The following is a 19,231-nucleotide window of genomic DNA, read 5'->3' as shown; positions in this document are numbered from 1 at the left end:
TGAAGCGCTTACTCTGCGATGGGCTTGAGGACGAGCTTGTCCTCGTTGATCTCGTGCATCGCGACCGACAGCGGCTTGTCGTCGATCGTCGAGTCGACGAGCGGGCCGACGTTGTCGAACAGCGAACCCTCATGCAGGTCGGCGTAGTAGTCGTTGATCTGACGCGCGCGCTTCGAGGCGAAGATCACGAGCTGGTACTTCGAGTCGACCTTCGAGAGCAGTTCGTCGATGGGCGGGTCGATGATGCCGCTGGTGCGATCGGCCATGGGGTCTCCCTAAGTCTGATGCCGGTTAAGGCGCAGTGCCTGTTGCAGGCACATCCAACAATTCTACGACCTCGCGCGCAGCTTGGCCGACGTCGCGGTTCACGACTTTCACATCGAACTCGTCTTGGGCCGCGAGTTCGACTTTCGCGGTGTCCAGCCGGCGCTGCTGTTCTTCGGCGCTTTCGGTGCCCCGTCCGACCAGTCGGCGCACCAGCTCGTCCCAGGTGGGCGGCAGCAGGAAGACCAGGAGCGCCTCTGGCATCGCCGCCTTGACGGCACGGGCTCCCTGCAGGTCGATCTCGAGCAGCACGCTCTTGCCTTCGGCCAGTGCCCGGTCGATCGGCGGCCGCGGCGTGCCGTATCGGGACGCGTTGTGCACCGTCGCATGCTCGAGGAGCTCGCCGCGGGCGATCATCGCGTCGAACTCGGCGTCGCTGACGAAGTAGTAGTGCTCGCCGTCGACCTCCCCCGGTCGCGGCGGCCGGGTCGTCGCCGAGACGCTCAGCAACACATCGGGATACGTCTCGCGGATGTGCCGCGAGACGGTGCCTTTGCCCACCGCCGTCGGTCCGGCGAGCACCACGAGCCGGCTGCGCCGCTTCGCGCCCTCACGGCGTTCGAGGTAGTCGCGCAGCACGGCACGTTGTCGCACGCCGAGCCCGCCGACGCGCTTCGAGGGCGAGATGCCGAGTTCCGCCATGACGCGTTCGGTGCGGGTCGGGCCGAGGGTCGGCACGCTCTTGAGCAGCTCGGTGACGCGCAGGGTCGCTTCGGGAGCGGTCGGCTCACCCGCCCACGCCGTCTCGGCGACGTCGAGCGCCGTGCGTTCCCGCGACGCGACCTGCCGCTTCACTTCGGCGCGCGCCCGGCGTGCGGCGACGGCGGCACGGGATCCGGCGGCCCGGTCGACCTCGGGGGGCTTCACGCGGCGCCGCCTACCGAGGGCAGGGCCCGCAGTTCGGCCTGAGCGCGGTCGATCGCCGCGACGATGCCGTCGGGGCCCGCTCCGAGGATCTCGCGGGAGACGTGGGCGGCGACCTGCGGCGCTGCGGCTTCGAATAGCGCGCTGAGGTCGGCCAGCCGGGCGCCCTGAGCACCGAATCCGGGGGCGAGAATCGGAATGCCGGCGAGCGACTCGGGCGCGATGCCGTAGTCGCCGAGGCGGATCGTCGCACCCAGCACCAGACCCCCGGTACCCGGCAGGGTCGCGACTTCGGCAGCGATCCCCGCCGCGACGGTGCGGCCGTCGGAACGGACCGCGGTCTGCGTCGCGACCGCCTCCGGATTCGACGTCGCCGTGACGACGATGACGCCCTTGCCGTGCTGCTCGGCGAGGTCGAGCACCCCGCGCAGTGATCCGAGCCCCTGGTAGGCGTACGCCGTCATCGCGTCGGCCTCGAGCGGCGAGCCCGGCGACAACCAGGCTTCGCCGTAGGCATCGACGGTCGAGCCGATGTCGCCGCGCTTCGCATCGGCGATCACGAACAGCCCGGCAGCGCGGGCGGCTGCCAGCACCTCCTCGAGGGCGGCGTAACCTGCCGACCCATGCCGTTCGAAGAATGCGACCTGCGGCTTGACGATCCCCGCTCGGCCGGCCACGGCATCCACGGTCTTCAGTCCGAACTCACGCACCCCGGCCGCCGAGTCCGGCAGGCCCCAGGTCGCCAGCAGCCCGGCGTGCGGGTCGATGCCGACGCACAGCTGCCCCGACTCGGTGAGAGTCGTGAGCAGCCGCGTGGCGAACGTCATCGGGCGACCGGTTCCCGCTCGGTCCGGTTCGCGAGGCTGACGGCGCGGTCTTTCGCGTAGTCCTGCAACGACCGCACCCGCATCGCACCACGGGCGACCTCGAACGAGGCGACGGCGGCACCGAGCTGGGCGATCGTGGTGAACAGCGGTTTGTCGGCGGCGACCGTCGCGGTGCGGATCTCGAACCCGTCGGCGCGCGCGGAGCGGCCCGACGGCGTGTTGATCACGACGTCGATTCTGCCCGCATTGATGAGCTCGACGATCGACGGGTCGCCGGCATCCGTGTCCTGCCCCATGAAGAACTTGCGCACCGTGGTGGCCGGGATGCCGTTGCGGGCGAGCACTTCGGCCGTTCCCGAGGTCGCGACGATGTCGAACCCGAGTTGGGTGAGCCGCAGGATCGGCAGCACGATCGCGCGCTTGTCGCGGTCGGCGACCGAGACGAACACCGTGCCCGACGACGGCAGCCCGCCGTAGGCGGCATCCTGGCTCTTCGCGAAGGCGCGCGGGAAGTCGGCGTCGATACCCATCACCTCGCCGGTGGACCGCATCTCCGGCCCGAGCACCGAGTCGACGACGTGCCCCTCGCTCGTGCGGAATCGCTTGAACGGCAGCACCGCCTCCTTCACCGAGACCGGCGCGTCGAGCGGCACGTACTCGCCGTCTTCGGCGGGCAACAGCCCGTCGGCGACGAGCTGGCGGATGCTGCGGCCGACCATCACGAGCGATGCCGCCTTCGCGAGCGGGATGCCGAGGGCCTTCGAGACGAACGGCACCGTGCGGGAGGCGCGCGGGTTGGCTTCGAGCACGTAGAGCACGCCCGCCCCGATGGCGAACTGCACGTTGAGCAGCCCGCGCACCTCGATGCCTTCTGCGATCTTGCGGGTGGCTTCGACGACCCGGGACTGCACGTCGCGGCCGAGGGTCACGGGCGGCAGGGTGCACGCGGAGTCGCCGGAGTGAACGCCGGCCTCCTCGATGTGCTCCATGATGCCGCCGACGTACAGTTCGTCGCCGTCGTAGAGGGCGTCGATGTCGATCTCGAGCGCGTCGTCGAGGAACCGGTCGACGAGCAGCGGCGAGCCGGGGCCGATGATGGCCTGCTCGCGCACCCGGTCGAAGTAGTCCTCGAGGCTCGGGGTGTCGTAGACGATCTCCATGCCGCGGCCGCCGAGCACGAACGACGGGCGCACCAGCACGGGATAGCCGATGCCTTCGGCCACCACGACCGCCGAGGGGGCGTCCGTCGCGGTGCCGTTCTTCGGTGCGAGCAGCCCTGCGGCGTCGAGGATGCCGGAGAACAAGCCGCGCTCCTCTGCGAGGTCGATGGCACTCGGGCTCGTGCCGAGGATCGGCACGCCGGCAGCTTCGAGGCCCTTCGCGAGCCCGAGCGCCGTCTGGCCGCCCAACTGCACGATGACGCCGACGAGTTCACCCGACTGCGACTCCGCGTGGATGACCTCGAGCACGTCCTCGAGGGTGAGCGGCTCGAAGTACAGCCGGTCGGAGGTGTCGTAGTCGGTCGACACCGTCTCGGGGTTGCAGTTGATCATGATGGTCTCGAAGCCCGCGTCGTGGAGGGCGAACGAGGCGTGCACGCACGAATAGTCGAACTCGACGCCCTGGCCGATGCGGTTGGGGCCGGAGCCGAGGATGACGACCTTGCGGGCATCCGACGGCGCGACCTCGGTCTCGAGGTCGTACGACGAGTAGTGGTACGGCGTCAGCGCCGGGAACTCGCCCGCGCAGGTGTCGACGGTCTTGAACACCGGACGCACCCCGAACTGCCAGCGCGCGTTGCGCACCTCGGCTTCGGTGAGGTCACGCAGCTGGGCGATCTGGATGTCGGAGAAGCCGTGGTCTTTCGCAAGGCGGATGAGCGCGGCGTCGAAGCGCAGCGACCCGGCGATCTCATCGGCGACCTCGTTGATGAGCACGATCTGGTCGAGGAACCACGGGTCGATCTTGGTGGCCTCGAACGCCTCCTCGATCGTCGCGCCCTTGCGCAGCGCCTGCTGCAGCGTGACGATGCGCCCGTCCGTCGGGATGCGGGCGACCTCGAGCAGTTCGGCCTTCGAGCGCGGCTCGGGCCCCCAGTGGAAGCTGCTCCCCCGCTTCTCGAGGCTGCGCAGCGCCTTCTGCAGCGCGGTCGAGTAGTTGCGGCCGATCGCCATCGCCTCGCCGACGCTCTTCATCGTCGTGGTGAGCGTGGCATCCGCCGACGGGAACTTCTCGAACGCGAACCGCGGCACCTTGACGACGACGTAGTCGAGCGTCGGCTCGAAGGATGCCGGGGTGACCTTGGTGATGTCGTTCGGGATCTCGTCGAGTCGGTAGCCGATCGCGAGCTTGGCGGCGATCTTCGCGATCGGGAACCCCGTCGCCTTCGATGCGAGGGCACTCGACCGCGACACCCGCGGGTTCATCTCGATGACGATGACGCGGCCGGTGTTCGGCTCGACCGCGAACTGGATGTTGCAGCCGCCGGTGTCGACGCCGACCCGGCGGATGATGTCGATGCCGATGTTGCGCAGGTTCTGGTACTCGCGGTCGGTGAGGGTGAGCGCAGGGGCGACGGTGATCGAGTCGCCGGTGTGCACGCCGACCGGGTCGACGTTCTCGATCGAGCACACCACGACGGTGTTGTCGCTCGTGTCGCGCATCAGCTCAAGCTCGTACTCCTTCCACCCGAGGATCGACTCCTCGAGCAGAACCTCGGTCGTCGGAGACTGGTGCAGACCGTCGCCGACCATGCGGATGAGGTCGTCCCGGGTGTACGCGAAGCCCGAGCCGAGCCCGCCCATCGTGAACGACGGCCGCACGACCAACGGGTAGCCGAGATCCTCGGCGGCATCCACTGCTTCGCCGACCGTGTGCACGATGTGGCTGCGCGCCACGTCGGCCCCGGACTCGAGCACGAGCTCCTTGAACAGCTGGCGGTCTTCGCCCTTCTTGATCGCGTCGACCTTCGCGCCGATCAGCTCGACGCCGTACTTCGCGAGGATGCCCTCCTCGTCGAGCGCGATCGCCGCGTTGAGTGCCGTCTGGCCGCCCAGGGTCGGCAGGATCGCATCCGGCTTCTCCTGCTTGATGATCGCCTCGAGCGCCTCGGAGGTGATCGGCTCGATGTAGGTCGCGTCGGCGAAGTCGGGGTCGGTCATGATCGTCGCCGGGTTCGGATTCACCAGGATGACCCGGATCCCCTCCTCGCGCAGCACGCGGCACGCCTGAGTGCCCGAGTAGTCGAACTCGGCGGCCTGGCCGATGACGATCGGCCCCGACCCGATGACGAGAACCGAGTGGATGTCTGAACGCTTCGGCATTACTTGGAGTCCTTCTGGTTCTCGAGGACCATGTCTCGGAAGCGATCGAACAGGTAGTTGGCATCGTGCGGACCGGCCGCGGCCTCCGGGTGGTACTGCACCGAGAAGGCGGGGATGTCGAGCGCTCGTAGCCCCTCGACCACCTGGTCGTTGAGGCCGACGTGACTGACCTCGACGCGGCCGTAGCCGTTCGGCGATTCGACCGGCCCGTCGAGGGGGGCGTCGACCGCGAAGCCGTGGTTGTGCGCGGTGATCTCGACCTTGCCGGTGGTCTTGTCGAGCACAGGCTGGTTGATGCCGCGATGCCCGAACGGCAGCTTGTAGGTGCCGAAGCCGAGCGCACGCCCTAGTAGCTGGTTGCCGAAGCAGATGCCGAAGAACGGCAGCTTCCGGTCGAGCAGCTCGCGCAGCAGCGCGACGTGGGCGTCGGAGGCTTCCGGGTCGCCGGGGCCGTTGCTGTAGAACGCGGCGACCGGGTCGATCGCCAGCACCTGCTCGAGCGTGACGTTCTGCGGCAGCACGTGCACCTCGAACCCCCGCTCGGCGAGGTTGTCGACGGTGGACTGCTTGATGCCCAGGTCGAGAATCGCGAGGTTGCCGATCTTCTCCCCCACCGCCGGGGTGACCACCGGCTCGGTGACCGAGACCTCGGCGGAGAGGTTGCGACCGGTCATCGGCGGGGCGGCGCGTACGATCGCGAGCTGCTCGTCGGCGGTGAGGGCGGCATCCGCTCCCGAGAAGACGCCCGCGCGCATCGCGCCCGAGTCGCGCAGCCGCCGGGTGACGGCGCGGGTGTCGATGCCGGAGATGCCGACGATGCCGGTGTCGGTGAGTTCGGCGTCGAGCGACCGCTTGGCGCGGAAGTTGCTGACCACCCGCGAGGGGTCGCGCACGACGTAGCCGGCGACCCAGATGCGCCGTGACTCGGGGTCTTCGTCGTTCATGCCGGTGTTGCCGATGTGCGGTGCGGTCTGCACGACGATCTGCCCGGCGTACGAGGGGTCGGTGAGGGTCTCCTGGTAGCCCGTCATGCCGGTGGCGAAGACGGCCTCCCCGAGGGTGCGGCCGCGGGCGCCGTAGGCGCGGCCCTCGTAGCGGGTGCCGTCTTCCAGCACGAGCACAGCTTGGTCGGTCATGCGGCCTCCTTCGAAGCAGGGGCGATGGTCTGCAGCGCGTTCACGAGAGCCGTGGGCTCCGCGACCCGCAGGTTGGTGTCGACGTGCGTGCCGCCGAAGCTCCAGCGAACGAAGACGAGGCCGTCCTGACCGACGACGCGGTCGATCGTCCACGCGGCCCGGCCGACCCCGACGATCGCCGACGTCGGGATGAAGGCATCCGGCTGCCCGGCGATGCTGAGGACGACGCCTTCCGGATGCACGGCGACTCCCGCGCGAGCGCGGAAGCCGAGGCCGCGCACCGCGATCCGGTCGGTCGGGGCATCGGCGCGGGTCGTCGCGACGTAGAAGCCGTCGGCGACGGCCAGGGCGGCCCCGAGCGTCGCGGGCGGGGACTCGAGCGCGGGAAGGGCCGCCTGACGGCGACGTCGCGCCCGCCACCCGAACGCGAGTCCGACGAAAACCAGCACCACGATCGTGGCGATGACGAGAACCGGGGTGACCCTATCCACGGGCGACCTCCTCCGGTTCGCGGAGTTCGCCGTCGAGCACGGTCGCCACGCCACCGTGGATCGTCGTCACGACGCGGCCGGGGAGTTCGATTCCGAGGTAGGGCGAGTTGATGCTGCGACCCTTCAGGTGGTCGACGCCGAACGTGCTGCGAGCCGTCGGGTCGACGAGCGTGAGGTGCGCGGGCGCTCCGATCTGGAACGCCGCGGCGTAGCCGTCGACTCGCCCGATCGCGGCGGGTGCGCTCGACAGCACGCGGGCGACGCCCACCCAGTCGAGCAGCCCGGTGTCGACCATCGCGGCCTGCACGACGCTCAGCGCGCTCTCGAGCCCGACCATCCCGAAGGAGGCCTCGGCCCACGCCGCCTCTTTGGTCTCCACGGGATGCGGCGCGTGGTCGGTGGCGACGATGTCGATCGTGCCGTCGGCGAGGGCGTGGCGGAGGGCGTCGACATCCTCGCTGCGCCGCAACGGCGGGTTCACCTTGTAGCGCGCGTCGTAGCCCGAGGCGAGGTCTTCGGTGAGCAGCAGGTGATGGGGCGTCACTTCGGCGGTGACCGGGATGCCGCGAGCCTTCGCCCAGCGGACGACCTCGACGCTTCCCGCCGTGGAGACGTGGCAGACGTGCAACCGGGCGCCGGCCGCCTCGGCGAGCAGCACGTCGCGGGCGATGATCGCCTCTTCGGCGACGGCGGGCCAGCCCGCAAGGCCGAGTTCGGATGCCAGCGCACCCTCGTTCATCTGGGCGCCTTCGGTGAGCCGCGGCTCCTGCGCGTGCTGGGCGACGACCCCGTCGAAAGTGGCGACGTACTCGAGCGCCCGGCGCATGAGCAGCGCGTCGTGCACGCACTTGCCGTCATCGCTGAACACCCGCACGGCGGCTCGCGAGCGGGCCATCGCACCGATCTCGGCGAGCCGCTCCCCCGCCACGCCGATCGTCACCGCCCCGATGGGGCGCACCGTGACATAGCCGTGCTGGTCACCCAACGAGGCGACCTGCTCGACGACGCCGGCCGTGTCGGCCACGGGGCTGGTGTTGGCCATCGCGTGCACCGCGGTGAACCCGCCCGCCGCGGCGGCCCGGGACCCGGTGAGCACCGTCTCGCTCTGTTCGAAGCCCGGCTCCCGCAGGTGAGTGTGCAGGTCGACGAGTCCGGGAAGCGCCTGCAGTCCGTCGGCATCGATCACCGTCGACGCCTTCGCACCGCCCGCATCCACGAAGACACCGTCACGGATGGCGAGGTCGGCGCGCGTTCCGTCAGGAAGAGTCGCGGCCTTGATCAGGATGTTCATGCGGCACCGCCAGCGAGCACGAGGTACAGAACCGCCATTCGTATCGAGACCCCGTTCGTGACCTGGTCGAGCACGAGCGAGCGGGCTGAATCGGCAGCGCCTGCAGAGATCTCGAGCCCGCGCATCATCGGGCCGGGGTGCATCACCATGGTATCCGGGCGCAGGCGGCCGAACCGGGCGTCGTCGAGACCCCACTCCCGGGCGTACTCGCGCTCGTTGGGGAAGAAGGCCGCGTTCATCCGTTCGCTCTGGATGCGCAGCATCATCACGACATCCGGGTTCTGGGCGAGCGCCTCGTCGAGGTCGTGTCGCACGGTTGCCGGCCAGGTCGCGGCCCCGGTCGGCAGCAGGGTCGCGGGGGCGACGAGGGTCACCTCGGCACCGAGCGTTGTGAGCAGCCAGAGGTTTGAGCGCGCGACGCGGGAGTGCAGGATGTCGCCGACGATCGTCACCTGCAGACCGTCGAGATCCTTGCCGCGGGAGGCGTCGCCGTGGCGCGCCTTGCGCATCGTGTAGGCATCCAGAAGCCCCTGCGTGGGGTGCTCGTGCGTGCCGTCACCGGCGTTGACGATCGCCGCGTCGATCCAGCCGCCGTCGGCGAGGGTGCGCGCCGCGCCGGACGCGTCGTGGCGGATGACGACGGCATCCACCCCCATCGCCGCGACCGTCTGGGCGGTGTCTTTCAGACTCTCGCCCTTCTGCACGCTCGAGCCCTTCGCGCTCAGCGTGATCACGTCGGCCGAGAGCCGCTTCGCCGCCGCCTCGAACGACAGGCGGGTGCGCGTCGAGTCCTCGAAGAACAGGTTCGCCACCGTGCGGCCCTGCAGCGTGGGCAGCTTGGGCACGGCCCGGCGAGCGACGTCGGCCATGTCTTCGGCGACGTCGAGGATGCCGATCGCGGTGTCGCGGTCGAGGTCACGCGTGGAGAGCAGGTGCTTCACTCGGCACCTCCCGCGATCTCGACCGCATCTTCACCGTCGGTCTCGAGCAGTCGCACGTTGATGCGCTCGGCGACCGAGGTCGGCAGATTCTTGCCGACGAAGTCAGCCCGGATCGGCAGTTCCCGGTGGCCGCGGTCGACGAGCACCGCGAGCCGCACCGCGCGTGGCCGGCCGTGCGCGCTGAGAGCGTCGAGCGCGGCCCGGATGGTGCGGCCCGAGTAGAGCACATCGTCGACGAGCACGACCGTCTTGCCGTCGATGCCCCCTTCGGGGATGCGCGTCGGCTGCGGGCTCCGCGTCGGTTGGGAGCGCAGATCGTCGCGGTACATCGTCACGTCGAGCGCGCCGACCCGCCCGGTTCCCGGTTCGAGCCGTTCGAGGATGCCGGCGATCCGCTCGGCGAGCAGCACGCCGCGGGTCGGGATGCCGAGAAGCACCAGATCCGAGGAACCGTGGTTCGACTCGAGGATCTCGTGCGCGATGCGGGTGAGTGCACGCGTGATGTCAGCCTGCTGCAGCACGGGGCGTGCAGTCATCCTGACCTCCTTCCCCGTCTCTCTGGACGGACTTAAAGGTGGTCTGTTTCGAGTCGATGCTACAGGACGCGGCTGCCCCGCTAACCCCAGTGCTTCAGCAGCCAACGCTCCAGGAGGCCGATCAGGCCGTCCGTCAACTTGCCGAGGATCGCCAGACAGATGATCGCCAAGAACAGCCGATCAACTCGGCCGTTGTTCTGCGAGTCGATGAGAAGGAAGCCCAGACCCATCGACGATGCCAGCAGCTCGGCGGCCACGAGGAAGAGCCACGACTGCGCCAACGCGAGCCGCAAGCCGCTGACCACCGAAGGAATGACGGCAGGCAGTTGGACGGTCGTAAGAAGCGAGAATCGGGACAGGCCGAATGCCCGGCCCATCTCGACGAGATTGCGATCGACGTGCCGAAGGGCACCCGCGACCGTTGTGTAGACCGGGAACGCGGCACCGATCGCGATCAGGACGATCTTCGGCACCTCCCCGATGCCGAGGTAGATCCCCAGCAGCGGCACCCAGGCCAGTGACGGCACGGCGCGGATAGCACCGATCGTCGGCGCCAGCAGGATGCTCAACTGCCGTGAGAGGCCAACGATCGTGCCCAGGGTGATGCCGATGGCCGCGCCGATGCCGAAGCCGAAAAGAACCCGTTGCGTCGAGATCGCGGCGTATTGCTGCAGTAACCCCCGTTGCACCATGTCGATCGCGGCATCCCACACCATCTGCGGCGACGGCAGGCGATAGAGCGGAACCAGCCCGCTTGCGGAAATCGTGAACCACACGACGACGAGAATGACCGGAACCAGGAGTCCGCCGGTGACAATCCAGGCACGGCTCCCGGCCGGCAACACGCGCGCCCGAGCCGCGGTCTCCGTTCGGGAGACCGCGGCATCGAGAGTGAGGGCGGTGCCAGCGTCGAGGCCGGCACCGCCGCTCAGATCATTCGAAGAAATCGGGATCAGCCGCTTCCGCGTACTCCGGGTTGAAGAGGGCGTCCAGCGCCTGGTCGATCAGCTGCTGGTTCGCGACGTCTCCGGACTCGACGAAGATCGGCCCGATGATCTCGAGCACAGCACGCTGCGTCTCACCGGGAACACCGTCCAGGTCGAGGTTGGTGCGGTCGATCAGCACAGCCTCGGCGATCGCGGGGTCGATTCCGGCAACCTCGGCAAGGATCGCCGCGGTCTCTTCGGGGTTCTCAAGCGCCCAGACCCGGGCGGCCTCGTACGCGTTGACGACGAGCTGCGCAAGGTCGGGCGAGTTCTGCAGGAACGTCTCCGTCGCGTTGAGGAAGCCGTAGCTGTTGAAGTCGATGTTGTCGTAGATGATCTCGGTGCCGGCCGTGGCGACGCTCGTGGAGAGCAGCGGGTCAAGACCCGACCACGCGTCGACGGCGCCGGACTCGAGCGCCGCCTTGCCGTCGGCGTGCTGGAGGTTCTCGATCGTCACCTCGTCAAGACCGACCCCCGCCTCATCAAGTGCCTGAAGCAGGAAGAAGTACGGGTCGGTTCCCTTGGTCGCGGCGATCGTGTGACCTGCGAGGTCTTCGACCGACTCGATGTCGGAGCCGGCGGGAACCGCGATGGCGGCCCAGTTCGGCTGGCTGTAGATGTCGATCACCTGGATGGGCGAACCGTTCGAGCGCGCGAGGAGAGCCGCCGAACCGGCCGTGGAACCGACATCGATGGCACCGTTGCGAAGGTTCTCGTTGGCCTTGTTCGAACCGGCCGACTGGATCCAGTTGATCGTGACCTCACCGTCGGTGGCCTCTTCGAGCCAACCCTGGTCCTTGATGATGAGGCTCAGGGGGTTGTAGGTCGCGAAGTCGATGTTGAGAACATCGGCGCTCCAGCCGTCTTCACCGAGGGCCGGGCCTGCCGGCTCGGCGGGGGTGTCTTCACCGGCGACGCAACCCGTGAGGGCGAGTGCCGTGGCGGTCGCGATCGCCGCGAGAACGGCGAGGGGACTCTTCTTCATAGTGCGGGTTTCCTTTGCTGTGAAACGTGGGTGGGTGGGATCAGAAGACGTGGGGGCGGGTCGGCTCGTCGGTCGACGCCGTCGGCCGGTCGCCGACTTTTTGCCGCTGCTTGCGCAGCGCGGCGGTGACGTAGTTGGGGGTGTGGTGACTCTCCACGCCGAGGCGCTCGAGCAGATCGGCGCGAAGGAGCGCCAGGGCGGCGTCGGCCCGGTCGCGGGGGCGCGGCTTGCCCACTTCGAGGATCGAGCGGATCGTCGACCCCGTTCCGGGCGCCGCCGGATCTTCACCGAGCAGCACGATCCGGTCGGCGAGCGTCAGCGCCTCGTCGACGTCGTGGGTCACGAGCACCACCGTCGCGGGCTCGGTCGAATGGATGTCGAGCAGCAGATCCTGCATCGTCAGCCGGGTGAGCGCGTCGAGGGCGCCGAACGGCTCGTCGAGCAGCAGCACGCCCGGGCCGCGGGCAAGTGCCCGGGCCAGCGACGCACGCTGCGCCATCCCACCCGACACCTGACGCGGACGCAACGTCGACGCGTTTTCGAGTTGCACGAGACGGAGCAGCTCGGCGACCCGGTCGCGACCCTCCTGAGCGTCGGTTCCTCTCGGCAGGCCGAGGCTCACGTTGCGTTCGATCGACCGCCAGGGCAACAGCCGCGGCTCTTGGAACGCGATCGCCGACCGCTGATCGACCTCGGCGATCGGCGTCCCGTCGAGCGCGAGCGCGCCGGCATCCGCCGTGTCCAGACCCCCGATGAGACGCAACAGAGTCGATTTCCCGCACCCCGAGGGGCCGAGCAGCGCGATGATCTCACCCGGACGGATGTCGAGGTCGACGTCGCGCAGCACCGGCTTGAGTCCGCCCCCAGGCGCCGGGAAGGTCCGTCCGACGCCGCGCAGACTCACCCGGAGGGCGGGAGCCGAGACAGCGACGGATGCGGGCACCCGACCGAAGTTACGGAAGGCCGCCCGGCGGCACAAAGCGAGATGTCACGAAACGCAACACGCGTGGTGAGGTCGAGGCGTCAGAGCGATTCGCGGTCGCGGGAGATCGCGCCGAGCAGCCCGTTGAGGTAGCCCGACGACTCCTCGGTGCTCAGCGAGGTCGCCAGGTCGACGGCCTCGGCGATCGCCACGCCGTCGGGAACCTCGTCGTTGTGCAGGATCTCCCACGCGGCCAACCGGGCGATCGCGCGGTCGAGCGCCGGCATCCGCGCGAGGCTCCAGCCCTGCGAATGGGCTTCGATCTCCTCATCGAGTTCGGCGAGATGCCGGTCGACGCCTTCGACGATCTCGCGGGCGTACGGCCACGACGACCCGCGTTCGGGCTGCGTCTCGGCCCGCTCAGCTTCGGCGCCGAGGAGCGTCGCGATCTCGATGCCGCGCACATCCGCCCCGTACAGGATGTCGAGGGCGCGCTTGCGCGATTTGGTGCGGGCGCTCACGGCGTGCGGGCGTTCAGTCGGTCACGCGCCCGAGATACGACCCGTCGCGGGTGTCGACCTTCACCCGGGTGCCCTGCTCGAGGAAGAGCGGAACCTGGATCTCGTAGCCGGTCTCGAGCGTCGCGGGCTTCGTACCGGCGCTGGAACGGTCGCCCTGGAGGCCCGGCTCGGTGTAGGTGACCTCGAGCACGACCGACGTCGGCAGTTCCACATACAGCGGCTCGCCGTCGTGGGTCGCGATCGTGACCGTCTGGTTCTCGAGCATGAAGTTGGCGGCATCGCCGACGATCGGCCCCGGCACGGTCACCTGGTCGTAGTCGGTCGTGTCCATGAACACGAACCCGTCGCCGTCCTTGTACAGGTACTGGAAGTCGCGACGGTCGACCGTCGCGAAGTCGATCTTCGTGCCGGCGTTGAAGGTGCGGTCGACGACCTTGCCCGACATGATGCTCTTCATCTTGGTGCGCACGAAGGCGCCGCCCTTGCCCGGCTTGACGTGCTGGAACTCGATGACGTTCCAGAGCTGGCCGTCAATGTTGAGAACGCTGCCGTTCTTGATGTCGTTGGTCGTTGCCACGAGGGACGAGCTTAGCCGCGCCCGACAGCGCTGAGCGCCAGCACGTACGAATCGAAGCCGAAACCGGCGATCACTCCGGTCGCGACCGCCGAGATGACGCTCGTGTGCCGGAACGTCTCACGCGCGTGCGGGTTCGAGATGTGCACCTCGATGAGCGGGATGCCGGCCGCGGTCACCAGCTTCGCCGCGTCGCGCAGGGCGTAGCTGTAGTGCGTGAACGCCGCAGGGTTGAGGATCACCGGCGTCTCGGTGTCGACCGCTTCGTGCAGCCAGCCGATCAGCTCCGCTTCGTCGTCGGTCTGCCGCAGGTCGATCTCGGTGCCCGTCGCCGCCTTCTCGCTGAGCAGCACCCGCAGCGCCGACAGGTCTTGAGCCCCGTACACGTCGGGCTCGCGGCTCCCCAGCCGCCCCAGGTTCGGCCCATTGAGCACCAGCACGCGCGACATGATGACGAGCGTATCGATAGTGCTGGCTGAACCGTTCCGGTGAGGAGTCAACAATGGTCGGTATCGGACCGGAAATCCGACCGTTCTGGACCCCTCAGCCTCGGGTCAGGCGTCGGCGAGGTTCTGGTAGGCGAGGAAGAGCAGGGACTCGTCGGGGCCTTCGAGGGTGGTGGGGCGTCCGATGCCGTCGAGCACGATGAAACGCAGCATTCCGGCACGGGCCTTCTTGTCGCGTTGCATCGTCGCGAGCAGCGTCTTCCAGCGACCGACCGGGTAGGTGGTGGGCAGCGACAGCGAGGTGAGGATGCTGCGGTGCCGTTCGACGTCGGCATCGGAGAGGTTGCGGGTGAGCCGGGAGAGCTCGGCCGCGAACATCATCCCGATCGCGATGGCGGCGCCGTGGCGCCACTGGTAACGCTCGGCGTGCTCGATCGCGTGCCCCAGGGTGTGCCCGTAGTTGAGGATCTCGCGCAGGCCCTGCTCGGTGAAGTCCTCGCCGACGACGCGCGCCTTGACCCCGATCGCGAGTTCGACGACCCGGCGGAACTGCGGGGTGCCCGGATCGGTCACCGCGTCGACATCCGCTTCGACGATCTCGAGGATCTCGGGCTCGGCGATGAACCCGGCCTTCACGATCTCGGCGAAACCGGCGAGGATCTCGTTCTTCGGCAGCGCGTCGAGGGTCTCCAGGTCGCACAGCACCGCGCGGGGTTCGTGGAAGGCACCGACGAGGTTCTTGCCCTCCGCGGTGTTGATGCCGGTCTTCCCGCCGACGGCGGCGTCCACCATGCCGAGCACCGTCGTCGGGATCTGCACGACGTCGACGCCGCGCAGCCAGGTCGCCGCCACGAAGCCGGCGAGGTCGGTCGTCGCTCCCCCGCCCAGCCCGATCACGGCATCCGTGCGGGTGAAGTCGGTCTGCCCCATGACGCCCCAGCAGAACGCGGCCACCTCGACGCGTTTCGCGTTCTCGGCATCCGGCACCTCGGCGAGGTAGACCTCGTAGCGCCCCGCCAGCTGCTCCCGCAGTTGTTCGGCGCGCGCCGCGAGCGTCGGGGCGTGCACGATGAGCAACTTCGCCGTCTTCGGCGAGAGCACGTCGGGCAGCCGCTCAAGCAGGCCGCGTCCGACGAGCACGTCGTAGCCCGGCGTGCCGGAGACCCGAATCGTCGTCACGTCGTCGTCAGCCATGCCGCCACCTCTTTCGCGAGTTCGTCGTTGGGGCGGTGCGAGGTGTCGAACGTCGCATCGGCGAGTCGTTCGTAGATCTCCCACCGCGGCGCGTTGAGCGCGATCCAGTCGTCCACGCCATTGCGCACCAGCGGCCGGTCGGTGTCGCCCGCCAGGCGCCGGGCCACCGCCTCAGGCGAGATCGTCAGGAACACGACGCGATGATCCGCGAGGTCGCGCTGCGTGTCGGGATCGAGGATCGCGCCGCCCCCGAGGGAGAGGATGCCGTCGCCCTGCAGCCCGCGACGGACGGCATCGCGTTCGAGGGCCCGGAAGTGGGCCTCCCCGTGCTGCTGGAAGATCTGCGGAATCGGCCCGTGCTCGGCGATGATCACCCGGTCGGTGTCGGTGAACGGCACACCGAGCAGGCGCGCGACCCGTTTCCCGAGTCGCGACTTGCCCGCTCCGCTCGGCCCGATGAAGACGATCACGTCACTCCGCGGCAGATGCCGGTGCGGTGCGGAGCGCGTCGGGGATCGCGGCGAGATAGTTCGTGAGGTTGCGGCGGGTCTCGTCGATCGAGTCGCCGCCGAACTTCTCCACCACGGCGTTCGCCAGCACGAGCGCGACCATGGCCTCCGCGACCACTCCGGCGGCGGGAACCGCGCACACGTCGGAGCGCTGGTGATGCGCCTCGGCTGCCGCACCGGTCGTCACGTCCACCGTGCGCAGGGCGTGCGGCACGGTCGCGATCGGCTTCATGCCTGCCCGCACCCGCAGAACGGTTCCGGTCGACATCCCGCCTTCGATGCCGCCCGCGCGGTCGGAGAGCCGGGTGATGCCGTCGGCGCCGACGACGAGCTCGTCGTGCGCAGCCGACCCGGGCCGAGTCGTCGTCGTGAAGCCGTCGCCGACCTCGACGCCCTTGATCGCCTGGATGCTCATCAGCGCACCCGCGAGTTGCGAGTCGAGCCGACGATCCCAATGCACGTAGCTCCCGAGGCCCGGGGGAAGCCCGAAGGCGAGCACCTCGACGACACCGCCCAGGGTGTCACCGGAGTCGTGCGCCTGGTCGATCCGCGCCACCATCGCCGCCGACGTCGTGGCGTCGAAACAGCGCAACGGGTCGGCGTCGAGCGCGGCGACGTCGTCGGCGGTCGGCAGTGCAGCGCCGTCGGGCACGCGCACCTCGCCGATCGCGAGCGTGTGCGCCACCAGACGGATGCCGAGCTCACCGAGGAAGGCGCGCGCGACGGCCCCGAGGGCGACCCGCGCCGCCGTCTCGCGGGCGCTCGCCCGCTCGAGCACGTTGCGCGACTCCTCGAAGCCGTACTTCTGCATCCCGACGAGGTCGGCATGGCCGGGTCGCGGACGGGTGAGCGGGGCCCCGCGGCCCTTGGGAAGGGTCTCGAGGTCGACGGGCTCGGCGCTCATCACGTCGACCCAGCGCGGCCACTCGGTGTTGCCGATGCGCAGCGCGATCGGCGATCCCATGGTGAGGCCGAACCGGATGCCGCCCGAGATGTCGAGAACGTCTTCCTCGAACTTCATCCGCGCGCCGCGCCCATAGCCGAGCTTGCGGCGCTGCAGGTCGGCTTGGATGCCGGCCTTCGAGACGGGTACGCCCGCGGGCATCCCCTCGAGGATCGCCACCAGTTCGGGGCCGTGAGACTCCCCCGCGGTCAACCAGCGCAGCATGACAACCAATCTTTCCGGATCAGTTCAGTCTCCCAGCTTCAGGCCGACCGATTCGCGCATCGCGTCGATCACCTCGTCTTCACGATCGAGTCTCCCGCCCTCGACGCCGGTGACGAAGATGCGCACCTGCCCGATCGCCTGGTGCAGCAGCATCTCGAGGCCGCTGACGACGAGGCCGTCGCGCTCGGCCCAGCGGGCGGCGCGCGGCGTCGGCCACGGGTCGTACGGCACCTCCATGAGCACCTCGCCGAGGTCGGCTTCGGGCAGATCCTCCGGGTCGACATCGCCCGGCAGGGTGTTGATCACGACATCGGATCGCACCCGTACGTGTGAGCCGTACAAGCGCCACTCGGTGTGCACCCCGAGCCGGTCGCCGAGCCGTTCGAGCGCCGCGATGCCGTCGAGGCTGCGCCCCGAGATGAGCACGCGGGAAGCCCCGAGCCGGGCGGCCGCGAGGAACGCCGAGGATGCGGTGTTGCCGGTGCCGATGATGTGCACGGTGTCGACATCCGACACCCCGTGGTCGCCGAGAGCGCCGACGATGCCGGCGACATCGGTGTTGAACCCGCGCGGCCCGCCGGGTGCCAGGAGCACCGTGTTCGCGGCTCCCGAGATCTCGACCAGCTCGGTGCGTTCGGCCAGCAGCGGCAGCACTTCGCGCTTGAGCGGCATCGTGAGCGACAGCCCGAGCCACGAGTCGTCGAGGCCCGCGAGGAAGCCCGGGAGTTCGCCGGAGGCGACCTCCGCCCGGGTGTAGCGCCACGGCAGGCCCAGCACCGCGTACGCCGCCGCATGCAGGTCGGGCGACCGCGAGTGCTCGATCGGCGAGCCGAGCACCGCGAGGTGTCGCTCGGCGGTCAGCACGCGGGGTGGTCGGTCTCGCGGCACCACGCCTTCAACTGCTCGACTCCGCGATCGTGCTCGTCCACCGTCTCCGAGAAGAGCGTCTCGCCGGTGTCGAGGTTGACCGTGACGAAGAAGATCCACGGGCCGTCGACGGGATGCAGGGCCGCGTCGATCGCGAGGTCGCCGACCCCGGCGATCGGGCCGATCGGCAGCCCTTCGCGCTTGTAGGTGTTGTACCCGTTGACGGCCTCGAGCTGCTCGGCGGTGCTGAAGGCCGAGTCTTGCTCGTCCACGCCGTACTGCGCCGTCGAGTCCATCTCGAGGAGCATCGGGATCGCGAGCCGGTTCTGGATGACGCGCGACACCTTGTAGAAGTCCTCGGCGATGCGCGCCTCACGCTGGATGATCGACGCGATGGTGAGCACCCGGTTGCGATCCTCGGGGGCGACCCCGGCCGCGTCGAGCGACTCGAAGGTGCGGTTGACGAGCATCTGGATGATCTCGCGCGCGGTGACGCCCGGATCGAACTCGTAGGTCGCGGGGAACAGGTACCCCTCGAGGCTCACGGCGTCTTCGGGCAGCCCGTAGGAGGTGTAGTCGGCGACCGCCGCCTCGAAGTCCTCCACCGGGATTCCGGTGCCGGCCGAGAGCAGTTCGACGTACGACGACAGGGTGAGGCCTTCGCGGATGACGGCGGAGTTCACCTTGCGGTTCGATTCGTCGAGCAGAGCGTCGAGTGCCGCCTGAGCGCTCATCTGCTCTTCGAGCGCATAGGTGCCGGGGATGAAGACGGGCTGCTCGTCAAGGCCCAGCAGGAGTTCGTAGAACGCTTCGTAGGTCATCGTGACGCCGGCCTCGTACAACGTGGTCGCGATGTCCGACCCGATCTGACCCGACGAGATCGTCACGTCGACCTCGACGCCGTTGCCGTCGCCGACGTAGTCGATCGGCAGCTCCCAGCCCATGACTTCGCGCACCTGCTCTTCGAACAGGATCCACGCCGTCGCGGCCCCGCCGCCGACGAGCGCGAGCAGGGCGACGACCACGATCACCAGTGCGGTGCGCCCGCGGCGCTTCTGCTTCGGCGGCGTCGACCCGGAACCACCGCGCCGTGCGCCGGCCTCATCCTGCTCCCGCAGCTGTCGACGGGTCAGCGTCTCGGTCGTTCCGCTGGCGGGTGCGGCGGGCTGTTGAGTGCGAGCCTCGGCGGCCGCGACGGCGAACGGGTCGTCGGCACGCACCCCGGGGAGGCCCGTCGCGGGAGCCGGGGTCGTCGGGGTGCGATCGGAGCCGGCCGGTTCCCCTGAGGGCCGGAAGATCTCATCCCAGCTGGGTTCGTTCGCCAAC

20 protein-coding genes are annotated in these 19,231 nt (G+C 69.2%); all 20 read right to left on the bottom strand.

Annotated features, from left to right (window positions below; genetic code table 11):
• Positions 1 to 8 precede the first annotated feature (8 nt).
• On the bottom strand, positions 9 to 266 hold the full coding sequence (rpoZ, locus tag IE173_RS03670; RefSeq protein WP_191281979.1) for a DNA-directed RNA polymerase subunit omega: 258 nt from the start codon (positions 264 to 266) through the stop codon (positions 9 to 11).
• Between the two features lie 25 nt (positions 267 to 291).
• The gene (gene gmk, locus IE173_RS03665) at positions 292 to 1,191 is read right to left on the bottom strand and encodes a guanylate kinase (protein ID WP_229841859.1); all 900 of its coding nucleotides are present in this window, start codon (positions 1,189 to 1,191) and stop codon (positions 292 to 294) included.
• On the bottom strand, positions 1,188 to 2,015 hold the full coding sequence (gene pyrF, locus IE173_RS03660) for an orotidine-5'-phosphate decarboxylase (protein ID WP_191281978.1): 828 nt from the start codon (positions 2,013 to 2,015) through the stop codon (positions 1,188 to 1,190). Before pyrF ends, gmk begins: the two co-directional genes overlap by 4 nt.
• Positions 2,012 to 5,338 carry a carbamoyl-phosphate synthase large subunit gene (carB, locus tag IE173_RS03655; RefSeq protein ID WP_191281977.1) on the bottom strand — a complete coding sequence of 1,109 codons (3,327 nt, stop codon included), beginning with the start codon at positions 5,336 to 5,338 and terminating at the stop codon, positions 2,012 to 2,014. The genes pyrF and carB overlap by 4 nt, the downstream gene beginning before the upstream one ends.
• Positions 5,338 to 6,474, bottom strand: a complete 1,137-nt coding sequence (carA, locus tag IE173_RS03650) for a glutamine-hydrolyzing carbamoyl-phosphate synthase small subunit (RefSeq protein WP_191281976.1) — start codon at positions 6,472 to 6,474, stop codon at positions 5,338 to 5,340. The genes carB and carA overlap by 1 nt, the downstream gene beginning before the upstream one ends.
• Positions 6,471 to 6,965 (bottom strand): PH-like domain-containing protein, encoded by a 495-nt coding sequence (locus IE173_RS03645; protein ID WP_191281975.1) that lies wholly within the window; start codon positions 6,963 to 6,965, stop codon positions 6,471 to 6,473. The genes carA and IE173_RS03645 overlap by 4 nt, the downstream gene beginning before the upstream one ends.
• The gene (locus IE173_RS03640; protein ID WP_191281974.1) at positions 6,958 to 8,256 is read right to left on the bottom strand and encodes a dihydroorotase; all 1,299 of its coding nucleotides are present in this window, start codon (positions 8,254 to 8,256) and stop codon (positions 6,958 to 6,960) included. The genes IE173_RS03645 and IE173_RS03640 overlap by 8 nt, the downstream gene beginning before the upstream one ends.
• Positions 8,253 to 9,197: an aspartate carbamoyltransferase catalytic subunit gene (locus IE173_RS03635; protein WP_191281973.1), complete on the bottom strand. Its 945-nt coding sequence runs from the start codon at positions 9,195 to 9,197 to the stop codon at positions 8,253 to 8,255. Before IE173_RS03635 ends, IE173_RS03640 begins: the two co-directional genes overlap by 4 nt.
• Positions 9,194 to 9,733 (bottom strand): bifunctional pyr operon transcriptional regulator/uracil phosphoribosyltransferase PyrR, encoded by a 540-nt coding sequence (pyrR, locus tag IE173_RS03630; RefSeq protein WP_191281972.1) that lies wholly within the window; start codon positions 9,731 to 9,733, stop codon positions 9,194 to 9,196. Before pyrR ends, IE173_RS03635 begins: the two co-directional genes overlap by 4 nt.
• Positions 9,734 to 9,813: 80 nt before the next feature.
• Positions 9,814 to 10,578 carry an ABC transporter permease gene (locus tag IE173_RS03625; protein ID WP_229841858.1) on the bottom strand — a complete coding sequence of 255 codons (765 nt, stop codon included), beginning with the start codon at positions 10,576 to 10,578 and terminating at the stop codon, positions 9,814 to 9,816.
• A gap of 88 nt (positions 10,579 to 10,666) precedes the next feature.
• Complete coding sequence (locus IE173_RS03620; RefSeq protein WP_191281971.1) at positions 10,667 to 11,704, bottom strand: aliphatic sulfonate ABC transporter substrate-binding protein; 1,038 nt, start codon at positions 11,702 to 11,704, stop codon at positions 10,667 to 10,669.
• Between the two features lie 40 nt (positions 11,705 to 11,744).
• A complete protein-coding gene (locus IE173_RS03615) occupies positions 11,745 to 12,647 on the bottom strand; it encodes an ABC transporter ATP-binding protein (RefSeq protein ID WP_191281970.1) in 903 nt (300 codons plus the stop codon).
• Positions 12,648 to 12,727: 80 nt separating this feature from the next.
• Entirely contained in the window at positions 12,728 to 13,147 is a 420-nt protein-coding gene (gene nusB, locus IE173_RS03610) for a transcription antitermination factor NusB (protein WP_191281969.1), read from the bottom strand.
• Between the two features lie 13 nt (positions 13,148 to 13,160).
• Positions 13,161 to 13,724 carry an elongation factor P gene (gene efp / locus IE173_RS03605; protein ID WP_191281968.1) on the bottom strand — a complete coding sequence of 188 codons (564 nt, stop codon included), beginning with the start codon at positions 13,722 to 13,724 and terminating at the stop codon, positions 13,161 to 13,163.
• An 11-nt stretch (positions 13,725 to 13,735) separates the two neighbouring features.
• Complete coding sequence (locus IE173_RS03600; protein ID WP_191281967.1) at positions 13,736 to 14,170, bottom strand: type II 3-dehydroquinate dehydratase; 435 nt, start codon at positions 14,168 to 14,170, stop codon at positions 13,736 to 13,738.
• A gap of 105 nt (positions 14,171 to 14,275) precedes the next feature.
• Positions 14,276 to 15,361 carry a 3-dehydroquinate synthase gene (aroB, locus tag IE173_RS03595; protein ID WP_191281966.1) on the bottom strand — a complete coding sequence of 362 codons (1,086 nt, stop codon included), beginning with the start codon at positions 15,359 to 15,361 and terminating at the stop codon, positions 14,276 to 14,278.
• Positions 15,343 to 15,831: a shikimate kinase gene (locus IE173_RS03590; RefSeq protein ID WP_191281965.1), complete on the bottom strand. Its 489-nt coding sequence runs from the start codon at positions 15,829 to 15,831 to the stop codon at positions 15,343 to 15,345. The genes aroB and IE173_RS03590 overlap by 19 nt, the downstream gene beginning before the upstream one ends.
• A 1-nt stretch (position 15,832) precedes the next feature.
• A complete protein-coding gene (gene aroC / locus IE173_RS03585; RefSeq protein ID WP_191281964.1) occupies positions 15,833 to 17,038 on the bottom strand; it encodes a chorismate synthase in 1,206 nt (401 codons plus the stop codon).
• Between the two features lie 24 nt (positions 17,039 to 17,062).
• Positions 17,063 to 17,929 (bottom strand): shikimate dehydrogenase, encoded by an 867-nt coding sequence (locus IE173_RS03580; RefSeq protein WP_191281963.1) that lies wholly within the window; start codon positions 17,927 to 17,929, stop codon positions 17,063 to 17,065.
• Positions 17,896 to 19,230 (bottom strand): endolytic transglycosylase MltG, encoded by a 1,335-nt coding sequence (gene mltG, locus IE173_RS03575; RefSeq protein ID WP_229841857.1) that lies wholly within the window; start codon positions 19,228 to 19,230, stop codon positions 17,896 to 17,898. Before mltG ends, IE173_RS03580 begins: the two co-directional genes overlap by 34 nt.
• Between the last annotated feature and the right edge of the window lies 1 nt (position 19,231).

Origin of the sequence: Pseudolysinimonas yzui, assembly GCF_014653215.1 — a bacterium.
Taxonomy (GTDB): Bacteria; Actinomycetota; Actinomycetes; order Actinomycetales; family Microbacteriaceae; genus Pseudolysinimonas_A; species Pseudolysinimonas_A yzui.
This window is presented reverse-complemented; position numbering and strand designations above follow the sequence as displayed.

Bases quoted from the DNA above. Each gene is read 5' to 3' on its own strand.
- carB (WP_191281977.1), bottom strand. From the start codon at position 5,338: ATGCCGAAGCGTTCAGACATCCACTCGGTTCTCGTCATCGGGTCGGGG.
- aroB (WP_191281966.1), bottom strand. From the start codon at position 15,361: ATGGCTGACGACGACGTGACGACGATTCGGGTCTCCGGCACGCCGGGC.
- rpoZ (WP_191281979.1), bottom strand. From the start codon at position 266: ATGGCCGATCGCACCAGCGGCATCATCGACCCGCCCATCGACGAACTG.
- carA (WP_191281976.1), bottom strand. From the start codon at position 6,474: ATGACCGACCAAGCTGTGCTCGTGCTGGAAGACGGCACCCGCTACGAG.
- pyrR (WP_191281972.1), bottom strand. From the start codon at position 9,733: ATGACTGCACGCCCCGTGCTGCAGCAGGCTGACATCACGCGTGCACTC.
- IE173_RS03620 (WP_191281971.1), bottom strand. From the start codon at position 11,704: ATGAAGAAGAGTCCCCTCGCCGTTCTCGCGGCGATCGCGACCGCCACG.
- IE173_RS03600 (WP_191281967.1), bottom strand. From the start codon at position 14,170: ATGTCGCGCGTGCTGGTGCTCAATGGGCCGAACCTGGGGCGGCTGGGG.
- IE173_RS03640 (WP_191281974.1), bottom strand. From the start codon at position 8,256: ATGAACATCCTGATCAAGGCCGCGACTCTTCCTGACGGAACGCGCGCC.
- aroC (WP_191281964.1), bottom strand. From the start codon at position 17,038: ATGCTGCGCTGGTTGACCGCGGGGGAGTCTCACGGCCCCGAACTGGTG.
- pyrF (WP_191281978.1), bottom strand. From the start codon at position 2,015: ATGACGTTCGCCACGCGGCTGCTCACGACTCTCACCGAGTCGGGGCAG.